The sequence below is a fragment of the Streptomyces sp. SID5643 genome (genome assembly GCF_009872555.1).
Taxonomy (GTDB): Bacteria; Actinomycetota; Actinomycetes; order Streptomycetales; family Streptomycetaceae; genus Streptomyces; species Streptomyces iakyrus.
Map to the genome: position 1 here is coordinate 1 of NZ_WWIC01000152.1, position 19,426 is coordinate 19,426.

General features: G+C 71.5%; 19 protein-coding genes. 7 read left to right on the forward strand and 12 right to left on the reverse strand.

The window, feature by feature from the left end; genetic code table 11:
- The 6 genes from GTY56_RS18425 to mce form a co-directional block, all read right to left on the reverse strand.
- On the reverse strand, positions 1 to 1,137 hold a 1,137-nt coding region (locus GTY56_RS18425), incomplete at its 3' end, for an ABC transporter ATP-binding protein (RefSeq protein WP_161366450.1).
- Positions 1,138 to 1,257: 120 nt separating this feature from the next.
- Positions 1,258 to 2,028 (reverse strand): ABC transporter permease, encoded by a 771-nt coding sequence (locus GTY56_RS18430; RefSeq protein ID WP_033312967.1) that lies wholly within the window; start codon positions 2,026 to 2,028, stop codon positions 1,258 to 1,260.
- Between the two features lie 2 nt (positions 2,029 to 2,030).
- A complete protein-coding gene (locus tag GTY56_RS18435) occupies positions 2,031 to 2,999 on the reverse strand; it encodes an ATP-binding cassette domain-containing protein (protein ID WP_161366451.1) in 969 nt (322 codons plus the stop codon).
- Between the two features lie 86 nt (positions 3,000 to 3,085).
- Positions 3,086 to 4,021, reverse strand: coding sequence for a coiled-coil domain-containing protein (locus GTY56_RS18440; protein ID WP_031107949.1), 936 nt, complete (start codon positions 4,019 to 4,021; stop codon positions 3,086 to 3,088).
- A gap of 183 nt (positions 4,022 to 4,204) precedes the next feature.
- Positions 4,205 to 8,152 carry a polarized growth protein Scy gene (gene scy, locus GTY56_RS18445; protein ID WP_161366452.1) on the reverse strand — a complete coding sequence of 1,316 codons (3,948 nt, stop codon included), beginning with the start codon at positions 8,150 to 8,152 and terminating at the stop codon, positions 4,205 to 4,207.
- Positions 8,153 to 8,385: 233 nt separating this feature from the next.
- Positions 8,386 to 8,826, reverse strand: coding sequence for a methylmalonyl-CoA epimerase (mce, locus tag GTY56_RS18450; RefSeq protein ID WP_161366453.1), 441 nt, complete (start codon positions 8,824 to 8,826; stop codon positions 8,386 to 8,388).
- Positions 8,827 to 8,974: 148 nt separating this feature from the next.
- Here mce and GTY56_RS18455 point away from each other — a divergent pair, with 148 nt between their 5' ends.
- From GTY56_RS18455 to GTY56_RS18465, 3 genes are all read left to right on the forward strand, one after another.
- Positions 8,975 to 10,189 carry an acetyl-CoA C-acetyltransferase gene (locus tag GTY56_RS18455; protein WP_161366454.1) on the forward strand — a complete coding sequence of 405 codons (1,215 nt, stop codon included), beginning with the start codon at positions 8,975 to 8,977 and terminating at the stop codon, positions 10,187 to 10,189.
- A gap of 34 nt (positions 10,190 to 10,223) precedes the next feature.
- Positions 10,224 to 11,180, forward strand: coding sequence for a methylmalonyl Co-A mutase-associated GTPase MeaB (gene meaB / locus GTY56_RS18460; RefSeq protein WP_161366455.1), 957 nt, complete (start codon positions 10,224 to 10,226; stop codon positions 11,178 to 11,180).
- Positions 11,181 to 11,361: 181 nt separating this feature from the next.
- Positions 11,362 to 11,910, forward strand: coding sequence for a GNAT family N-acetyltransferase (locus tag GTY56_RS18465; protein WP_161366456.1), 549 nt, complete (start codon positions 11,362 to 11,364; stop codon positions 11,908 to 11,910).
- Positions 11,911 to 12,007: 97 nt separating this feature from the next.
- On the opposite strand, the gene GTY56_RS18470 is transcribed toward GTY56_RS18465, so the two are convergent.
- Complete coding sequence (locus GTY56_RS18470; RefSeq protein ID WP_161366457.1) at positions 12,008 to 12,670, reverse strand: PepSY domain-containing protein; 663 nt, start codon at positions 12,668 to 12,670, stop codon at positions 12,008 to 12,010.
- A 116-nt stretch (positions 12,671 to 12,786) separates the two neighbouring features.
- Between GTY56_RS18470 and GTY56_RS18475 the strand changes: the two genes are divergently transcribed.
- Together GTY56_RS18475 and GTY56_RS18480 are read left to right on the forward strand one after the other, a co-directional pair.
- Complete coding sequence (locus GTY56_RS18475; RefSeq protein WP_161366458.1) at positions 12,787 to 13,455, forward strand: response regulator transcription factor; 669 nt, start codon at positions 12,787 to 12,789, stop codon at positions 13,453 to 13,455.
- Positions 13,452 to 14,861 (forward strand): ATP-binding protein, encoded by a 1,410-nt coding sequence (locus GTY56_RS18480; protein WP_161366459.1) that lies wholly within the window; start codon positions 13,452 to 13,454, stop codon positions 14,859 to 14,861. The genes GTY56_RS18475 and GTY56_RS18480 overlap by 4 nt, the downstream gene beginning before the upstream one ends.
- Before the next feature lie 11 nt (positions 14,862 to 14,872).
- Here the strand turns inward: GTY56_RS18480 and GTY56_RS18485 are convergent, their stop codons facing one another.
- The 4 genes from GTY56_RS18485 to GTY56_RS18500 form a co-directional block, all read right to left on the reverse strand.
- Positions 14,873 to 15,349 (reverse strand): MarR family winged helix-turn-helix transcriptional regulator, encoded by a 477-nt coding sequence (locus GTY56_RS18485; RefSeq protein ID WP_161366460.1) that lies wholly within the window; start codon positions 15,347 to 15,349, stop codon positions 14,873 to 14,875.
- Between the two features lie 116 nt (positions 15,350 to 15,465).
- Positions 15,466 to 16,266, reverse strand: a complete 801-nt coding sequence (locus GTY56_RS18490) for an AIM24 family protein (protein ID WP_161366461.1) — start codon at positions 16,264 to 16,266, stop codon at positions 15,466 to 15,468.
- A complete protein-coding gene (locus GTY56_RS18495) occupies positions 16,263 to 16,913 on the reverse strand; it encodes an AIM24 family protein (RefSeq protein ID WP_161366462.1) in 651 nt (216 codons plus the stop codon). The genes GTY56_RS18490 and GTY56_RS18495 overlap by 4 nt, the downstream gene beginning before the upstream one ends.
- A gap of 1 nt (position 16,914) precedes the next feature.
- Entirely contained in the window at positions 16,915 to 17,547 is a 633-nt protein-coding gene (locus GTY56_RS18500; protein ID WP_031105041.1) for an AIM24 family protein, read from the reverse strand.
- Between the two features lie 235 nt (positions 17,548 to 17,782).
- Between GTY56_RS18500 and GTY56_RS18505 the strand changes: the two genes are divergently transcribed.
- Together GTY56_RS18505 and GTY56_RS18510 are read left to right on the forward strand one after the other, a co-directional pair.
- Complete coding sequence (locus GTY56_RS18505; protein WP_161366463.1) at positions 17,783 to 18,127, forward strand: DUF3817 domain-containing protein; 345 nt, start codon at positions 17,783 to 17,785, stop codon at positions 18,125 to 18,127.
- On the forward strand, positions 18,124 to 18,417 hold the full coding sequence (locus tag GTY56_RS18510) for an MTH1187 family thiamine-binding protein (RefSeq protein WP_033312953.1): 294 nt from the start codon (positions 18,124 to 18,126) through the stop codon (positions 18,415 to 18,417). The genes GTY56_RS18505 and GTY56_RS18510 overlap by 4 nt, the downstream gene beginning before the upstream one ends.
- A gap of 18 nt (positions 18,418 to 18,435) precedes the next feature.
- On the opposite strand, the gene GTY56_RS18515 is transcribed toward GTY56_RS18510, so the two are convergent.
- Positions 18,436 to 19,425, reverse strand: a complete 990-nt coding sequence (locus GTY56_RS18515; protein ID WP_161366464.1) for a glycoside hydrolase family 6 protein — start codon at positions 19,423 to 19,425, stop codon at positions 18,436 to 18,438.
- Position 19,426: the final 1 nt, after the last annotated feature.

Below are 19,426 nucleotides of genomic sequence, written 5' to 3' on the forward strand. Positions count from 1 at the left end.
GGGGGCGCCGGGGGCGCTCGGAGCGGCGCCGGGAACCGCCGGGGCGCCGTACGGGCCTGCCGGGGCCTGGCCCGGTGCGCCCTGCGGCGGAGCCGGGAACGGCTGGCCGCCCTGCTGGGGCGGCGGCGGGGCGTACCACCCCGGCTGGCCCTGCCCGGGCACCGGCATCGGCGGCTGCGCGCCGGGCGGCAGCGGCTGCTGGAGCCCTTCCTTCTGGTCGATCGTCGAGCGGTAGTCGACGGCGCCCTGCGTCATCCGCATGTACGCCTCCTCCAGGGAGGCCTGGTGCGGCGACAGTTCCCACAGCCGTACGTCGTGGTCGTGTGCGATGTCGCTGATGCGCGGCAGGGCCAGCCCCGTCACGCGCAGCGCGCCGTCCTGCTCGGGCAGCACATGGCCGCCCGACTCGGTCAGCGCGGCCGACAGCTTCTCGCGCTGCTGCGGCTCGGTGTCGGGCGTGCGCACCCGGGCGAAGTCCGCGGAGTTCGCCGAGATGAAGTCGCTCACGCTCATGTCGGCGAGCAGCTGACCGCGCCCGATGACGATGAGGTGGTCGGCGGTCAGCGCCATCTCGCTCATCAGGTGGGAGGAGACGAAGACCGTACGGCCTTCCGCCGCCAGCGCCTTCATCAGGTTGCGGACCCAGAGGATGCCCTCGGGGTCGAGGCCGTTGACCGGCTCGTCGAACAGCAGCACCTGCGGGTCACCGAGCAGCGCGGCGGCGATGCCGAGCCGCTGCCCCATGCCGAGGGAGAAGCCCTTGGACCGCTTCCTGGCCACGTCCTGCAGACCGACGACCCCGAGCACCTCGTCCACCCGCCGGGCCGGGATGCCCGACACCTGGGCCAGGGAGAGCAGGTGGTTGCGGGCGGACCGGCCGCCGTGCACCGCCTTGGCGTCCAGCAGGGCACCGACCTGGCGGGCGGCGTTGGGCAGCCTGCGGTACGGATAGCCGCCGATCGTCACCTGCCCGGCCGTCGGGTTGTCCACACCGAGGATCATCCGCATCGTCGTGGACTTGCCCGAGCCGTTCGGTCCGAGGAAGCCGGTGACGGCCCCGGGCCGCACCTGGAAGGAAAGGTTGTACACAGCGGTCTTGTCGCCGTAGCGCTTCGTCAGGCCGACTGCTTCGATCATGCTCCGCACCCATCGCAAGGTTCAGGACAGCGGGGCACACGCCCCCGTAAGGGTTAGGAGGATATCGAGGCGCTGACGGTTCCGCCCAAGAGGAGGTAAAGGTATGGCCGAGCCCGTCCTCTAGGCATCGCGCTTCTTCAGCAGCACGTAACCGCCGACGAGCGCCGCGAGCACCCACAGCCCCATGATCCCGAGGCCGCCCCACGGCCCGTACGGCGTGTCGTCGTCGATCGGCGTGACCACCTGCATGATCTTGCTGCCGGCCTGGTCGGGAAGGAACCGGCCGACCTTCTTCGTCGCGTCGACATTGCCCAGGATGTTGGAGATCAGGAAGAAGAACGGCATCAGGATGCCCAGCGACAGCATCGGCGAGCGCAGCATCGCGGCGACGCCCATGGAGAACATCGCGATCAGCGCCATGTAGAGGCCGCCGCCGAGCACGGCCCGCAGCACCCCGGGGTCCCCGATCTCCGCCCGGTGCGAGCCCAGCATCGCCTGTCCCAGGAAGAAGGCGGCGAAGCTGGTGACGAGCCCGACCAGCAGGGCGAGCCCACTGGCGACTGCGATCTTGCTGAACAGGAAGGCGCCGCGCTGCGGCACCGCGGCCAGCGAGGTGCGGATCATGCCGGTGCTGTACTCGTTCGACACCACCAGCACCCCGAAGACGATCATCGCGAGCTGCCCCAGGCTCATCCCCGCGAAGCTGATGAACGTGGGGTCGAAGTCGGCCCGGTCCTGCGCGTTCATCGAGTCGAACTCGTTCTTCGACAGTGCCGAGATCAGCATGCCGAGGGCGACCGTCACGACCACCACCAGCGAGAGGGTCCACACCGTGGACGCCACCGACCGGATCTTGGTCCACTCCGACCGTACGACCTGTGTCACCGCCATGCTCAGCCCCTCTTCCAGCCGTCGCCCCACTGCTGCCGCGCCGGCTCGGGGCCCGTCGCGCTCGTCCCGCTGTGTGCGTGGTACTCCACCGACTCCGCGGTCAGCTGCATGAACGCCTCCTCCAGCGAGGCCTGTTGAGGGCTCAGCTCGTGCAGCGTGATCCGGTGCTGGGTCGCCAGCTCACCGATCTGCTCGGCCTTGCCGCCGTCCACCTCCAGCACCCCGTCCCCGCTCTCCGCCGCCACGATCCCGGCCTGGTGCAGCACGTCGAGCAGCCGCTCCCGCTGCGGACTGCGGACCCGGACATACGAGCGTGAGTTGCGGGCGATGAAGTCCGCCATGGAGGTGTCCGCGAGCAGCCGCCCCTGCCCGATGACGACGAGGTGCTCGGCCGTCAGGGCCATCTCGCTCATCAGATGGGAGGAGACGAACACGGTCCGGCCCTGCGCGGCGAGCGACTTCATCAGGGTGCGGATCCAGTGGATGCCCTCGGGGTCGAGACCGTTGACCGGCTCGTCGAACATCAGGATCCGCGGATCGCCGAGCAGTGCCGCGGCGATGCCGAGTCGCTGCCCCATGCCCATCGAGAAGCCCTTGGTCTTCTTCCTCGCGACCGCCGTCAGACCGACCGTCTCCAGCACGTCCCGCACCCGGCCGCTCGGAATGCCGTTGCTCTGCGCGAGACACAGCAGATGGTTGTAGGCGGTGCGCCCGCCGTGCCACGCCTTGGCCTCCAGCAGGGCGCCGATGTACGTCAGCGGATCCTTGAGCTGCTGGTAGTGCTTGCCGTCGATACGGACGTCGCCCGCGGTCGGGTGGTCGAGCCCCAGGATCATCCGCATGGTCGTCGACTTGCCGGCGCCGTTCGGCCCGAGGAAGCCGGTGACGATGCCCGGTCTCACGGTGAACGACAGGTTGTTGACCGCCACCTTCTCGCCGTACCGCTTGGTCAGCCCCTCCAGCTCAATCATGCCCGCCACGCTAGAACGCAACAAAGCCCTCTGCCACCCGAGCGGCAGAGGGCTTTGCGGAGATTCAGCCTCCGTATGCCCGCGTGTTACCGGGACTGCTGGGCCGGGACCCCACGGGAGATCGGCTCGTCCTCGGCCGGCGTGCCGGCGGCGGCCACCGCGGCGCCCGTGAGCGTCGCGAGCATCTCGCGGACGTTCGTCAGCTGGGCGTTGATGCTGTCGCGGCGGTTGGTGAGAGCGGCCAGCTCGCGCTCGGATTCCGAACGGATGCGGTCGGCCTTGGCGTTGGCGTCGGCCACGATGTCCTCGGCCTGGCGCTGGGCCGTCTCCACCGTCTGGCGGGCGCGGCGCTCGGCGTCCGTGCGCAGCTTCTCGGCCTCCAGGCGCAGCTGCTCGGCGCGGTGCTCGATCTCGGCGAGGCGCTTCTCGGCCTTGGCCTGACGGGAGGCCAGGTCGCGCTCGGACTGCTCGCGCCGCTTGGCGAGGTTCGTCTCGAAGTCGGCGGCGGCCTGCGCGGCCTTCGCGCGGGTCTCCTCGAAGAGGGCGTCCGCCTCCTCGCGCTTGGACTGCGCGTCCTTCTGCGCCTCGGCACGCAGCTGGGACGCGTCACTCTTGGCCTTCTCGACGATCCGCAGGCCCTCGTCCTCGGCCTTCGCCTTGCGCTCCGCCGAGTACGACTCGGCGTCGTTGCGCACCTGCTGGGCCGCCGACTCGGCGAGCTCGCGGTGCTGCTCGGCCGCGCGCCGGGCCTCCTCGCGCAGGTCCTTCGCCTCTTCCTCGGCGAGGCGGAGGATCTTCTCCACGCGCGCACCGAGACCCGCGTACGACGGCTCGGCGTCGGTGATCTGGGCCTGGGCGTTCTGCGTCTCGAGGTGGAGCTCTTCGATGCGCTTTTCCAGAGCGGTGATGCGGGCGAGAGCGCTGTCACGGTCGGAGACGAGCTTGGAGATACGTTCGTCCACCTGAGCGCGGTCGTACCCACGCCGCACAAGCTCGAAGCCGTAGGGGGAAGTGTCGCTCATGGGGTTCCTGTCGAATGAGACCGGTGAGGTGATAGGTGGAATCCTAGGGGCCGAAACGGTGTGTCATCGAGCGGATGCGCGTTTGATCTGGAAAATGACACCCCTTTTGGGTGGCTAACCCCCGGACCGCTTGCCAAAGACTTGGTCAAAGGCCCCAGCACACACCGGATTCGCCCCATTTGGCTAGCTATCCGAGCCCTTGCCACCCGAACGGGGTGCGCCGACCGTCGCGCCCGCCTTGACTCCGTTGTCCTTGCCCGTGGCGGGGGCCTCGAAGGACTCCAACGCCTCCAGGACGTCCTGGACACGGGAGATCTCGGCGTTGATGTCCTCGCGGCGCCGGACCAGCACCTCCAGCTCGCGCTTGCCCTCCTCGACCGTGCGCTTGGCCTCGCGGATCGCCTCGGCCTTGAGCTCCTCGGCCTCCCGGACCAGCGTGGACTTCTTCTGCTCGGCCTCCTTGAGCAGCCCCTCCGCCTTCTTCACCGCGGCGATACGGACCTTGCCCGCCTCGGAGTTGGCCTCCGAGACGATCTCCTTGGCCTTCGCCTGCGCCTTCGCCAGCTGCTCCTCGGCCGCCTTGACGAGCGCGTCGCAGCGGTCGCCCGCCGACTTCATCGTCTCGGCCGACTCCCGGCGGGCCCGCTCGTGCAGCTCCTCGATCTCGGAGGTGATGCGGTCGCGCAGCTCCTCGGCGCGCTCCCTTATCTGCGTGGCGTCCCGGCGCGCGCCGACCAGCAGCTCGTCCGCGTCCGTACGGGCCTTCTCCACCCGCGAGTTGCCCTCGACCGTCGCCTCGGAGACGAGCCGGTCGGCCTCCTTGCGGGCCGCGCCCACCATGGTGTCGGCCCGCGACTCGGCCTCCGCGGTGGTCTTGTGCGCCTGCTGCTGCGCCTCGGTCAGCAGCTTGTCCGCCTCGGCCGTGGTCTCCGTGATGAGCTTGTCGACCTGCTCGGCCGCCTCGGAGCGCCGCTTGTTGGCGTCCTTGCGGGCCTCGTCCAGCGTGCGGTCGGCCTCCTCGCGCGCGGCGCTGACCAGCCGCTCCGCCTCCGCCTCCGCGTCGGTCTTGACCCGTCCGGCCTCGGCGCGGATCCGCTCCGCGTGGCTCTGCGCCGAACCGACCGTCTCGGCGGCCTCGGCCCGCAGCCGCTCCGCCTCGCTCGTGGCCTCCCCGACGAGCTGCTCGGCCTTGGCGACCGACTCCGAGCGCACCCGCTCGGCCTCGGTGGCCGCCTCGGAACGGACGCGCTCGGCCTCGGCGACCGCCTCCGTACGGACCCGCTCGGCCTCGGCGACCGTGTCCATGCGCAGCCGGTCGGTCTCCTGGAGCGTCTCCGTCGTCAGCCGCTCCGCCTCGTTGCGGGCCTCGGTGATGAGGGTGTCCGCCTGCGTCGCCGCGTCCGAGCGGATGCGGTTGGCGTCCTCCCGGGCGTCCGCCCGGGTGCGCGAGGCGCTCTGCTCGGCCTCGGCGATCGCGTCCGATGCCTCCGTGCGCACCCGCTGGGCGTGCTCGGCGACGTCCGCGCGGATCCGCTCCGCCTCCGAGATCGCCTCGGACATCGTCCGCTCGGCGAGCGCCTTGGCGGCCTCGGACTCCTCGTGCGCCTCGCGCCGCAGCCGGCCCGCGTCCTCGCTCGCCCGCTCCCGCTCGGCATAGGCGTCGGAGCGGACCCGGTCCGCCTCCTCCTGGGCCTCGCGGCGCGTCCGGTCCGCCGCGTGCTCGGCGGCGGAACGCAGACCGGTGATCTCCTCCTGGGCCTGCTCGTGCAGTCCGGCGACGGAGTCCCGGACCTGCTGGGCGTGCTGCTCGGCCGCCGACACCATCTCCGTGGCCCGGCGGTCGGCCTCCTCGACCAGTCGTACGGCCTCGGTCTGCGCATCCTCGACGCGCTTGCGCGCCGAGGCCAGCAGCTCCTCGCTCTGCTCGCGGGCCCGCTCGCGCTCCTGGTCGGCCTCCTGCCGGGCGCTGCCGAGAAGCTCCTCGGCCTCGCGGCGGCGCCGGTTGGCCTCCTCCTGGGCTGCGGCCAGCGTCTCCGAAGCCTCCGCGGCGAGCCGCTCGGCGGCGGACTGGGCCTCCGCGCGCATCCGGTCGGCGCTCTCCTGCGCCTCCGACTTCAGCCGCTCGGCCTCGCTCGCCGCCTCCGAACGCAGCCGTACGGCGACGGCCTCGCCCTCGGCCCGCGCCGCGGACGCGTCGGACGCGGCCTCGTCACGCAGCCGCTCGGCCTCCGCCTCGGCCTGCTGCCGGAGCGTCCGGATCCGCTCGGCGGCCTCGGCGCGCAGCCGCTCGTTCTCCTCGGTGGCCTCGCGGCGGATCCGCGCGGCCTCCTCACGGGCGTCCGACAGCGCCTGCTCGGCGGCCGTCAGCCGCTCCTCCGCCTCCGTCTGGAGCCGCGTCAGCTCCTCGGCGGCCTCCGCCCGGCGGACCTCTATGGCCCGCTCGGTCTCCTCGTGCAGCTCCCGCGCCCTGCGCTCGGCTTCCTCCCGGAGCGCCTCGGCCTGCTCGACGACCTCCTCGCGGTGCCGCTCGGCCTCCTGCCGGGTGCGCTGGAGGGTCTCCTCGGCCTGCCGGCGCAGCGTCGTCGCCCGCTCGATGGCCTCGGTACGGACCCTCTCGCTGTCCGTCTGGGCCGTCGTCCGCAGCTCGTCCGCGTCCGCCTTGGCCTTGGCGAGCAGCTCCTCGGCGGACTTCGCCGCCTCCTCGATCTGCGCCACGGCCTCCTTGCGGGCCTCGGCGCGGATCTTCTCGCCCTCGTCGACCGCGTCCGCCCGCAGCTGCTCGGCCTCGCCGCGCAGCCGGCGGGCCTCCTCCTGCAACTCGACCGTCTTGGCGCGGTACTCCTTGGTGTCGTCCTTCGCCGCACCCTTGAGCTGCTCGGCGATGTCGTGCGCCTCGGCCCGCAGCCGGTCCGCCTCGGCCTCGGCCTCCGAGCGGATCCGCTCGGCCTCCTCGGCCGCCGCCTTCGTGGTCTTCTTGGCGTCCTCCGACGCCTTGTTGAGGACCTCCTCGGCGGTCCTGGCCGCCTTGGACAGCTGGGTCGCGGTCTCCTCGGCGGTGAGCGTGCGGGCCTTCTCGGAGGCCTCCGCGACGATCTTCTCGGCCTCGGCACGGGCGTCGGCGACCAGCTGCTCGGCCTCGGACTTGGTGTTCTCGGCCTCCTTTGTGGCCTCCTCGACCAGCCGGGCGACCTGCTCCTTGGCCGTGCGCGTGCGCGTCTCGTTCGCGGACTCGGCACTCGCCAGGGCCTTGGCGGCGGCCTCCTTGGCCTCCGCGACCAGCTTCTCCGACTCGGTCTGCGCCTTGCGCAGCGCCTCCTCGGCCTCGGCCATCCGCTGCTCGGCGGCCTTGCTCAGCTCCTGGGCCTCGCGACGCGCGGACTCCGACTCGGTGGCGGTCGAGGTCCGCAGCTGCTCGGCGTGGTCGGTGGCCTCCTGGGCCTGCGTGGAGGCGGCGTTCAGCAGGCGCTCGGCGTCCGTGCGGGCGCGGCGCAGGATCTGCTCGGCCTCGGCGCGGGCCTCCTCGGCCGCACCCGTCAGCCGCTGCCGGGCCTCTGTCGCCAGCCGCTCGGCCTCCGCCCGGGCGGAGGCCAGGGCCTGCTCGGCCTCGGCGCGGGACTCCTCCAGCAGCCGGCGGGCCTGCTGCTCGGTGCGGGCCCGCAGCTGCTCGGCCCAGGCCACGTTCTCGTTGACGTGCGACTCGACCGTCTGGCGGCGCTCGGCCAGTTCCTGGTCCAGCTGCTGGCGGCGGGTCACCGCCTCCTGGTGCAGCTCGGCCTGGAGCCGGGCGGCCTGCTCGGCGTGCTCCTGGAGGATCCGCTGGGTCTGCGCCCGCGCCTCGCTCAGCTCGCGGTCGGCGTCCGCGCGGATCTGGTCGGCCTGCACCTGCGCGTTGCGCAGCAACTGCTCGGCCTGCCAGCCGATGTCGCCCCCCTCGAAGGAGGGCCGGGACATGATGGTGCGCCGCGCCTCGTGCAGCTTGGCGCGCAGCACCTCGACCTGGTAGCCGAGGTCCTCGGCGTGCTGGATCGCCTTTTCCCGCTCGGTCTTCAGCCGCTTCATCTCGGCTTCGAACCGAGAGAGGTGGTCGACGTCAGCCGCCGGCTCTCGCTCCTGGCTCTCGTAGCCCCGCACTGCGCGGTCCCATCCGTCCCCTGGTCGCAACACTCTCCAAACGAGCTCCGTCCATCCGCCGAACGGGGCCCCCGGGGAATGGTGTCAGATCATCGGCGGAGCAGAGGCTGCTGCCCCGACGCTCGTCCCCCGAAACCCGGACCCCGGTGGTCCTGCCGCAGCACGGCGGGACCGCGGTCACCCTGGACTGAGCGGCGACCGCCCCCAACCCTACCGGCCCCTATGTACGAGGGTCAGTGCTCAGGTGACTCAACAGGCGCCGAAGTGACCAGTTCTGTCAGTACGCCATGACAGTCCTTGGGGTGCAGGAAGGTGATCCGTGACCCCATGGAACCGATTCGCGGCTCTTCGTACAGCACGCGTACGCCCTTGCCCTTGATCTCCTCGGCGTCGCCGTCGACGTCTGCCGTACCGAAAGCGATGTGGTGGACGCCCTCGCCGTTCTTCGCGAGCCACTTGGCGACGGTGGAGTCCTCGCGGGTCGGCTCCAGGAGCTGCAAGTAGGAGGCACCGCCGTCGGACGTCTCGTTGATCTTGAGCATGGCCTCGCGTACACCCTGCTCCTCGTTGACCTCGGAGTGGAACACCTCGAAGCCGTAGGTGGCACGGTAGAACTCGACGGTCTTGTCGAGGTCGAAACAGGCGATTCCGATGTGGTCGATTCGCGTCAGCATGGATTCAGTGCAACGCCCCGGAGGTGGTTACGCAACGTGCGCGCGATCACACCGACAGCCCGATGACGGCACGGAGTGCCACTCAGTACATTCGAAGTAAACCCTCGTTCACTCCTCGGCTGTGCAGCCGGTAAGGGGATCGCAGCTCATGTCTTCTGGAACTTCCGAAGCGAACAGCTCGGTGATCGTCGCGGGAGCGCGTACGCCCATGGGGCGGTTGCTCGGATCGCTGAAGTCCTTCTCCGGAGCCGACCTCGGCGGCTTCGCGATCAAGGCCGCCCTCGACCGTGCGGGGATCGGCGGCGACCAGGTCCAGTACGTGATCATGGGCCAGGTGCTCCAGGCCGGGGCGGGGCAGATCCCGGCCCGCCAGGCCGCGGTCAAGGCCGGCATCCCGATGAACGTGCCGGCGCTGACCATCAACAAGGTGTGTCTGTCGGGCCTCGACGCCATCGCGCTCGCCGACCAGCTCATCCGCGCGGGCGAGTTCGACGTGGTCGTCGCCGGCGGCCAGGAGTCCATGACGAACGCCCCGCACCTGCTGCCGAAGTCCCGCGAGGGCTTCAAGTACGGCGCCGTCGAGATGCTCGACGCCATGGCATACGACGGTCTGACCGACTCCTTCGACGGCGTCGCCATGGGCGAGTCGACGGAGAAGCACAACACCCGTCTGGGCATCGCGCGGCCCGAGCAGGACGAGATCGCCGCGCTGTCGCACCAGCGGGCCGCCGCCGCGCAGAAGAACGGCCTGTTCGAGGCCGAGATCACGCCCGTGGAGATCCCGCAGCGCAAGGGCGACCCGGTGCTGTTCAGCAAGGACGAGGGCATCCGCGGTGACACGACCGCGGAGTCGCTCGGGAAGCTGCGTCCGGCGTTCTCCAAGGACGGCACGATCACGGCCGGTTCCGCCTCGCAGATCTCCGACGGTGCCGCCGCCGTCGTCGTGATGAGCAAGGCCAAGGCCCAGGAGCTCGGCCTGGAGTGGATCGCCGAGATCGGGGCGCACGGCAACGTGGCCGGGCCGGACAACTCGCTCCAGTCGCAGCCGTCCAACGCGATCCTGCACGCGCTGAAGAAGGAGGGCCTGGAGGTCGCGGACCTCGACCTCATCGAGATCAACGAGGCGTTCGCGGCTGTGGCCGTGCAGTCCATGAAGGACCTCGGCGTGTCCACCGAAAAGGTGAATGTCAACGGTGGCGCCATTGCCCTGGGTCACCCGATCGGGATGTCCGGTGCGCGGCTCGTGCTGCATCTCGCGCTGGAGTTGAAGCGGCGCGGCGGTGGCGTGGGTGCGGCCGCGCTGTGCGGTGGCGGTGGGCAGGGCGACGCGCTGATCGTGCGGGTGCCCAAGGCCCAGGCCTGAGTTTCGGTACGTCCCCTATCTGAACGGAGCTGTGATGCAGGACGTCTCCACCCTGGTGGCCCAGGCCAGGGAAGGCCGGCCGCGGGCCGTGGCCCGGCTGATCTCCCTGGTGGAGGGGGCGTCCCCGCAGCTGCGGGAGGTCATGGCGGCGCTCGCGCCGCTGACGGGCGGGGCGTACGTGGTCGGGCTGACCGGGTCGCCCGGGGTCGGCAAGTCGACGTCGACCTCGGCGCTGGTCTCGGCGTACCGTAAGCAGGACAAGCGGGTCGGCGTGCTCGCCGTCGACCCGTCGTCCCCCTTCTCGGGCGGTGCGCTGCTCGGGGACCGGGTGCGGATGTCGGAGCACGCGTCCGACCCGGGCGTGTACATCCGGTCGATGGCGACGCGCGGGCATCTGGGCGGGCTGGCCTGGGCGGCCCCGCAGGCGATCCGGGTCCTCGACGCCGCCGGCTGTGACGTGATCCTGGTGGAGACGGTGGGCGTGGGGCAGTCCGAGGTGGAGATCGCCTCGCAGGCCGACACGTCCGTGGTGCTGCTCGCGCCGGGGATGGGGGACGGGATCCAGGCGGCCAAGGCCGGGATCCTGGAGATCGGCGACGTGTACGTCGTGAACAAGGCCGACCGGGACGGGGCGGACGCGACGGCTCGCGAGCTGAACCACATGCTGGGGCTGGGGGAGTCCCGGGGGCCGGGCGACTGGCGTCCGCCGATCGTGAAGACGGTGGCCGCGCGGGGCGAGGGCGTCGACGAGGTCGTCGAGGCGCTGGAGAAGCACCGGGCGTGGATGGAGGAGCGGGGCGTACTGGCGGAACGGCGGGCGGCCCGGGCTTCGCACGAGGTCGAGTCGATCGCGGTGACGGCCCTGCGGGAGCGGATCGGAGACCTGCACGGCGACCGGCGGCTCGGGGCGCTTGCGGAGCGGATCGTGGCGGGCGAGCTGGATCCGTACCGGGCGGCTGACGAACTGGTGGCGGGGTTGACGGAGGGCTGAGGCGCCGGCGTCTTCGTCGGTTGGGGCCGGGGGCGGGCGCGGGAGTCCGGCACCTCCTCGCCGGTGGTGGTCGGGCCGCGTCGCCCGGCAGGACGGACCGTTGAGCCCGGGCCGCGCGCCCCGTGGGCCGCCTGGTCTTCTTCACCGGTCGCTCGCACGGGCGCGCGATAGGTTGCCCGCCATGACTGGGTTAGCGCTCGTGGCATGGCCACCTGCCCCGATACGGACCGGACGGCTCACGCTCCGGGCGTCCGAGGCCCGGGACCGTCCGGAGTTCGTCGAACTGCTCGCGTCGCCGGAGGTGCGGGCCCACCTCGGCGGCCCCCGGCCGCGCGATGAGCTCGAACGTGTGATTCCAGAGATCCCCGGGCAGCGGCCCGGCCTTTTCGTGGCCGATCTCGGCGGAGCGATGATCGGCACGGTCACGCTCGAACGGCGCGTCCCAGAGCGCCCGGGGCGTCTGAGCCCGGATGCCGGGGAGATCGAGCTCGGCTACATGTTCCTGCCGGAGGCGTGGGGACGCGGGTACGCCGCCGAGGCGTGCGCGGCGGCGCTCGACTGGTGCGCCGGCGCACTCCCCGGTGAGCCGGTGGTGCTCTGCACGCAGACCGCGAACCGTCGCTCGATGCGTCTCGCCGCCAAGCTGGGGTTCACCGAGGTGGAGCGATTCGAGGAGTTCGGCGCCGAGCAGTGGTTCGGGGCGTGCTCTCCCGCCACGCGGTCCGGTTGACACGGCGCAAGGTCTGTACAGCGCACCGCGCCGAGCCGCACGACGCCCCGGCGTCACGTGGACGCCGGGGCGGTCGGGGATACGGCAGCGCGGTTGGTCAGTCCTGGTCGTCCGCGTCGTCGTCCTGGTCGTTCCGGTCGGCGCGGTCCGCCGTGACCTTGCCCGACTTCAGGTCGATCTTCCAGTCCTGCTCGGCGCCGCCGGACGTACGGGTCTCGGCCTCCCAGGACTTGTCCTTGCCGTCCTCGTCGAGGCCGACGGACGTCACCACGCCCTTGCCGGCGGCGGCCTTCGCGGCCTCCTCGGCCGTCACCGAGGAGCCCTTCAGCGCGGCCCGCACCTGTGCCGTGTCGTCCTCGTCGTCGGCCTGCGCACCGAGCACCTTGCCGTTGGACGGGTCGACGCTCACGCTGTGCCAGGCGTTGTCGCCCGACAGGACGTCGACGTTCCACACCAGCTTGCCGCTGTCGTCCTCGTCGTCCAGCTCGGCGGAGACGACCGTGCCCGACGTGTGCTTCAGCGCGGAGGCGATGGCCTCGGGCGCGGTGACGTCGGAGGAGGAGAGCCTGGCGGCGTCGTCGCGGTCGTCGCGGTCGTCGCGGTCCTCCTGGTCGTCACGGTTGCCGTCGTCCGACAGCTTCGTGTTCGCCGCCTGCCGCGCCGAGCCATGGTCGTCTCCCGTGGTCGCGATGGCCGTGGCCGTCCCGCCTCCGATCAGAGCGGCGGCGGTCACAGCGGCGATCACGATGTTGCGCTTCATGCGGGTTCCTCCCGAGTCGTTTCGTTTTCGATGTCTTCGACTCTGGCTGACGGAGGCTGAGAGGAACCTGAAGACCCCTGAAGTGATCTTCAGGTTCCCTTTGCCACTCTTTACGCATGCGCCTGTTGATCGTGGAGGACGAGAAGCGGCTGGCCCTGTCGCTCGCCAGGGGCCTGACGGCCGAGGGGTACGCCGTGGACGTCGTCCACGACGGACGGGAAGGGCTGCACCAGGCATCGGAGGGCACGTACGACCTGGTCATCCTCGACATCATGCTGCCCGGCCTGAACGGCTACCGGGTCTGCGCCGCCCTGCGCGCCGCCGGGCACGAGGTGCCGATCCTGATGCTGACCGCCAAGGACGGCGAGTACGACGAGGCCGAGGGGCTCGACACGGGTGCGGACGACTACCTGACCAAGCCGTTCTCGTACGTCGTGCTGGTCGCCCGGGTCAAGGCGCTGCTGCGGCGGCGCGGGCAGGGGGCCGGGGCCTCGCCCGTGCACGTGCACGGTGATCTGAAGCTGGACACGGCCGCCCGGCGGGTGTTCCTGGGTGAGGACGAGATCGCCCTCACCGCCAAGGAGTTCTCCGTACTGGAGCAGCTCGTGCTGCGGCCCGGCGAGGTGGTGTCCAAGTCCGAGATCCTGGAGCACGTCTGGGACTTCGCGTACGACGGCGATCCGAACATCGTCGAGGTGTACGTGAGCACGCTGCGGCGGAAGCTGCGCGCCGGGCTGATCCGGACCGTGCGCGGGGCCGGCTACCGGCTGGAGACATCGCCGTGAGGCGGCTGTTCGGGTCCGTCCGGGCACGGGCCACGCTGGGAGCCACGCTCGTGGTCGCGGTGGCGCTCGTCGCGGCCGGGGCCGCCGTGCTGCTGTCCCTGCGGTCCAATCTGATCGGCGAGGCCGGCACGCAGGCGGAGCGCTCCGCGCGGGCCGTCGCCTCCGAGCTCGCCGCCGGAACGCCGTACGACAAGCTCTCCGGGCTGGACGGCGACGACGGCCCGGTGCAGGTCCTGGACGAGCACAAGCGGCTGGTCGCGGCCAGCGAGGACCTGGAGCGGATCAGCGGGACGGACAGCGACCGGGTGAAGCCGCAGCCGGCGGCGACACCGCCCGGGGGCGACGATGACGACCCCGAGGAGGCGGGCGAGGCCCTGGAGCCCGGTGAGATCTCCGGGGAGAGCGTCTTCAGCAACGGCTCCGCGACCATCGACGGACAGGCGCAGGACTACCGGTTCGCAGCCGTCGAGGTCGAGACCCACGACCGGGGGCACCTCACGGTCTACGCCGGTTCCCCGCTGGCCGCCGAGCACGGGGCGGTGCGCACCGCGCTGACGGTGATGCTGATCGGGTTCCCGCTGCTGCTCGGTGTCGTCGCGGCCGTGACCTGGCTGGTGACCCGGCGGGCCCTGCGGCCCGTGGAGGGGATCCGGCGCGAGATGGCCGCGATCACCCAGTCGGAGGATCTCGCGCGGCGCGTTCCGGAGCCGGACACGCACGACGAGATCGCCCGGCTCGCCAGCACCACCAACGAGACGCTCGCGGCGCTGGAGACGTCCGTGGAGCGGCAGCGGCGGTTCGTCGCCGACGCCTCCCACGAACTGCGCAGCCCGATCGCCTCGCTGCGGACACAGCTGGAGGTGGCCGCCGCGCACCCCGAGCTGCTGGACCTCGACGGGGCCGTGGAGGACACCGTCCGGCTCCAGCGGCTGGCCGCCGATCTGCTCCTGCTCGCCCGGCTGGACGCGGGGGAGCGGCCGAACGACGCGAAGGTCGACCTCGCCGGGCTCGCCCGGGAGGAGGCCGAGGGACGGACGGGTGTGACCGTGGACGCGGAGCCGGTGGACGTGGCCGGCTCGCGGGGGCAGCTGGGCCGGGTGCTCGCCAATCTGCTCGACAACGCCCAGCGGCACGCCCGGTCGGCCGTGACCGTGCACGTGCGGCGCGAGGGAGACCGGGCTGTGGTCGGCGTGGCCGACGACGGCGACGGCGTGCCCGACGGCGACCGGGAGCGGATCTTCGAACGGTTCGTCCGGCTGGACGCGGCCCGCAGCCGCGACGACGGCGGAGCCGGGCTGGGGCTCGCGATCGCCCGCGACGTGGCCGTCCGGCACGGAGGCACGCTCACCGCCGGGCGGGGGCCCGCAGGCGGAGCCCTGTTCGAACTCCGCCTGCCGCTGGCCTAGGAGGCGTCCGGCTACGGGCGTCCGCGATGGCCGCGCAGGTGCTCCGCGATGGGCTTGAGTGCCTTGTCGAGTTCGGTCAGGGCCTCGGGGGACAGCAGGTCGATGAAGTGCCTGCGCACGGACGCCACGTGGTGGGGCGCGACCTTCTGCATCGTCGCCATGCCGTGGTCGGTGAGGACCGCGTAGAGCCCCCGGCGGTCCGACTCGCAGTTCTCCCGCCGGACCAGGTCCGCGTTCTCCATGCGCGTGATCTGGTGCGAGAGGCGGCTCTTGGACTGGAGGGTGGCGGAGGCGAGGTCGCTCATCCGCATCCTCTGGCCCTCGGACTCGGAGAGATTCACCAGGATCTCGTAGTCGTTCATTGTCAGGCCGAACGGCTGCAGGTCTTTTTCGAGCTGGTACGTCAACAGCCTGTTGACCTCCAGGTGGGTGCGCCAGGCGCACTGCTCCGCATCGGTCAGCCAGCGGGTGGCCGTCTCGGTCTCCATGAATGAAGTCTACCTAAAAGGTTGAAAGGCGAACTAGTGAGGGGTGGCGTGTGACGGCGCCCGCCTGGCGAACAGCAGTGCGCAGGCGTTCGATGTCACACTCCGCAGACTACCGCTCACAGCCCGAAGCGACGCTGGAGGTCCCCCAGCTGTCCGGGAAGACGCGGTGCGCCGGACTGTCCCGCCTGCGGGCTGTGCGCCCCGCCGCCGGGCACGCCGGCCTGATGCGGAACGGCCCCCGTGGCGTGCTCCGCCATCAGGGTCTCCGACGACTGGAGCAGCACCGTCCCGGCGCCGACGAACTCGAACTGGTGCTCCTCGCCGGAGGCCCCGCCCAGGCCCGTCAGTGCACGTAGACCGCCCATGACGCCGGTCATGTACCCGTGGTCGTAGTGGTGGCACGGGGAGGGGCAGTCGGCCCAGCCGACCAGGGCCTGGGGGTCGACCCGGATCGGGGGCTCCATGAACACCACCGGTCCGTTCGACGCGGCCACGAACTTTCCGGTTCCGATGAGGGTCAGAAAACCCGGCACGATTGATTGCTTCAGTGACAGAGTTGGCTGAAAAGCGAGGAGGTTGCCCGAGCGAATGGTCAGGTTGCCGTCTTCGAGGTCGTACGAATTGACGTCGAAGGCCCGGTCGGCGAGGAGCGTCTTGCCCGAGCCCTCCGCCACGACCCAGTCGCTCGCGTGCAGTGGCGAATGGAACGACGTACGGACGAGACGGTCCAGCCGGCCGTGTCCGACGCCGTTGAAGTCGATCGACCCGTAGTAGGCGATCATCTTCCCCTTCTGAAGGAACCACTGGCTCCCCTTGAGCTCCACGCAGAAGGTGTACGCGTTGACGTTGTCGTCGGGCGGCAGCGTCGCCGGGTCGAAGACCGCGGGACCGGCGCCGGGGCTTCCGTACGTGCTCACAGCTTCTCCTCCGACGCCTGGACGTACACCGCACCGCTGCCGCTGAGCTCCAGCTGGAACGCCTCGCCCGAGCCGCGGCCCACCATGTCCCGCCAGCTAAGGGCCGTGGACAGCTTGTTGCGGACGTCGCCGTGGTGGGCGACGTAGGCCTGCGGGTCCACGTGGACCGGGCGCTGCGGGGTGATCGGGATCTCGATGACGCCGCCGTGGGCCATGACCGCGACGGCCCCCTGCCCCTTCAGCGTCGTCGTGAACAGCCCCTGGCCGCTGACCTGTCCGCGCACCATGCCCATGACGCCGCCCTGCGAGCCCAGGAACATCGTGCCCTGCTGGAGCGAGCCCTCGAAGGCCAGGAGGCGGTCCGCCTCCACGTACAGCGTGTCGCCGGTCAGCCGGATCACCTGGATGTGGTGCCCGCCGTGCCCGAACAGGACCGTGCCGCTGCCCTCGACGGTCATCAGGGGGGTGTCCTCGTCGGCGACCCGGCGGCCGATCATCGACATGATCCCGCCCTGGCCGCCCGCCGTGTTGGGCGTGAACGACACCTCGCCGCGGTACGCGAGCATCGCGCCGCGCTGACTGAACAGCCGCTGACCGGGCGCGACCGTCGCTTCGATCATCTTCGCGTTGATCTCACGGAAGGCCATCTCACACGTCTCCCGCGATCGTGTTCCGCTCGCTCGGCTGCACGTACACCAGACCGTCCCCCTCGAACCGCATCTGGAAGGCCTCGCCGCCGCCCTCCCCGAGCAACGTGCGGAACGTCACACCGGACTGGAAGGACTGCCGCAGATTGCCCTGGTGCGCCACGTACGCCCCCGGGTCGACGGTCAGCGGGTACTGAGCGCTCACCCGCAGCACCACCGCCGGGCCGTCCGACATGATCGCCGCCTGGCCGTGGCCCTCGACGGTCGTCGTGAACAGCCCGTTGCCCTGCGAGGCGCCGCGCAGGCCCGTGAACTCCGTGCCCGTGCGCAGCCCGCCGTCGGTCGCGAGCAGGTTGCTCGACTCGACGTAGAGCTTGTCGCCCTGGATGCTGACCAGGTTGATCTCGGAGGCCCGGTCCGCGAACCAGCAGGTCCCGCGCCCCTTCACCTCCATCAACGTCATCTGCTCACCGGTCAGCCGCCGGGTCACCATGCCCCGGATGCCCTCGCCGCCGCCGCTGAGCTTCTTGAAGGCCATCTCCCCGTCGTACGCGACCATCGAGCCGTTCTTCGCCTTCACGGCATCCCCGGTCATGTCGACGGCGAGCACCTTGCTGCTCTGAAGTCGGAACATCGCCACGACTGGAAGGTAACCGCAGGCCGGGCCCCGCGGACAGAGCCCGTGGGTGGAGAACGACCCTGACCGCACCCCTGGGGCCCGCCGGGCGCGGGGCGGACCCCGGGCCGGAGGGCCCGCAGTGGTTTGCCACAATGGGCGGGACGCTTGTGCGCGCGTTCACAAACCGTCGGGCCCGCGCATGCCGTCCAGACCGACCCGACCGCCGCGTTATTCCCACCGAAGGTGACCCGTGGACCTCAAGACCGCCACCGCCATCCGCCGCCTCCGCCTGGTATCGGCGCCCGAGGCGATCTCCTTCCTCCTCCTGCTGGTCTGCTCCGTGCTGAAGCGGACCACGGACTTCAACGCCGTGCCGGTGATGGGCGCGGTGCACGGTGCGCTCTTCGTCCTGTACGTGATCTTCTGGGCCGACGCGTGGAACCGGACGAAGTGGTCGCTGAAGACCGCCGGGCTGTACTTCGTCCTCTCCGTGCTGCCCGCCGGCGGGTTCTTCGCCGAGCGCATGCTGCGGCGTGAGGCCGAGGACGCGGTCATCGCGACGCGGGCCCGCAAGGAAGGCGTGGTCGGCGCGTGATCGTCGCCTTCTCCGTGACGCCGCTCGGGGTCGGTGAGGACGTGGGGGAGTACGTCGCCGACGCCGTGCGGGTGGTGCGCGAGTCGGGGCTGCCGAACCGTACCGACGCGATGTTCACCTCCGTCGAAGGGGAGTGGGACGAGGTCATGGACGTCGTCCGGCGCGCGGTCGCCGCCGTCGAGCAGCGGGCACCCCGGGTCTCCCTCGTCCTCAAGGCGGACATCCGCCCCGGTGTGACGGACGGCCTCACGTCCAAGGTGGAGACGGTGGAGCGGCACCTCGCCGAGTAGCCGCCCGGGCGGCCGGGGTCAGCCGGTGGCGTTGCGGGCCAGTTCCAGGGCGTACTCCGGCCACCAGCGCCCGGCGGCCGGGCCGCCCCCGCAGGTTCCGTCCGACTCCCCGGGCCGCTTGATCCACAGGAAGGCGTCCACGATGGGTTCGCCGGTGCCGGTCGTCGGCGGGGTGCCGAGCGCCCGGCCCGGCGGATTGCACCACACCCCGGGCAGGGGCCCGTTGCCGTTGCGGCTGGTGTCGATGACGAAGTGCTTGCCGCCGAGGGCCCCGGCGAGCCGTACTCCGTACTGCGTGGTCACCTCGGTCGTGTGGAAGTTGGAGACGTTCAGCGCGAAGCCGTCGGCCTGCTCGATCCCGGCCCGCTTCAGCGGCTCCACCAGCTTGGCCGGCTCCGGGATCCAGCCCGCGTTGCCCGCGTCCAGGTACACCTTGGTGCCGGGCTGCCGCTTGAGCCGGGCGACCGCCTCGCCGAGCAGCTCCTCGCGCTCGGTGTGGTACTCGCCCGGGGTGCAGCCGTCCACGACGTGCGCGAGCGCGTCGGGCTCCAGGACGACCAGGGCCTCGGCCTCGCCGAGGGCGCCGGCGAACCGCCCGATCCACTCCCGGTAGGCGTGTGCGTCCGCCGCCCCGCCCGCCGAGTGACCGCCGCAGTCCCGGTGCGGGATGTTGTACGCGACGAGGACCGCGGTCTTCCCCTCCCGGCCCGCGGCCGAGGCCGCCGCCCTCACCGTCGGCGCCGGGTCCGTCCCGCCCGCGGGCCACAGCGCGACCGGCTGGTCGGCGATCCGCCGGATCAGCTCGGCGTCCTGTCCGCGGCCCTGCCGCTGCCAGAGCCGGGCCTGCCGGGCCGCAGGGCTCTCGGGGTCGGTCCAGAAGGGGGAGGAGGCGGCCGCGTAGGCGGCCTTTCCGGCGTCGAGGCCGGACGTCGTCGCGGCGCGGGACGAGCAGCCGGCGGCGAGACCGAGCACCGCGAGCGCCGCGAAGGCGTGGACCAGCCGGGGCATG